The 479-nt window shown below is 70.8% G+C and carries 1 protein-coding gene; it reads left to right on the top strand.

Features of this window, described 5'->3' with window-relative positions:
* Positions 1–36: 36 nt before the first annotated feature.
* Positions 37–479: Bug family tripartite tricarboxylate transporter substrate binding protein (locus AC1DCP_RS26400; RefSeq protein WP_476774871.1), on the top strand; the 443-nt coding region annotated here is incomplete at its 3' end.

Genomic DNA, 479 nt, shown 5'->3' with positions numbered 1-479 from the left:
GCGCAGGGCGCGTACCCCAATAGGGTGATACGGCTCGTGGTGCCGTTCGCGCCCGGCGGCACGGCAGACATCGTCGCGCGCCTGCTGGCCGATCCGCTGCGCGAGGAGCTGGGCCAGACCGTGGTGGTCGAGAACAAGCCCGGGGCGGGCGGCAATATCGGCGGCGAGATCGTCGCCCGTGCCGCGCCGGACGGCTACACGCTGCTGCTGGCCAGCGCCGGGCCGACGGTGATCAACCCGAGCCTGTATCCGAAGATGACCTTCGACCCCGCGCGCGACCTCGCGCCGGTGACGATGATCTCGCGCGACTTCAACCTGATGGTGGTGAATGCCGGGCTGCCGGTGACCACGGTGAGCGAGTTCATCGCCTACGCCCGCACGCACAACGGGCAGGTCACCTTCGGCTCGCCCGGCAACGGCACGCCGGCCCAGCTGGCGGGCGAGCTGCTGAACCAGATGGCCGGCCTGCGCATGCAGCA

It is taken from the genome of Agrobacterium sp. 10T429 (genome assembly GCF_056393925.1).
Note: the sequence above shows the minus strand (reverse complement) of the source record. Positions and strands in the feature narration are given on the sequence as shown.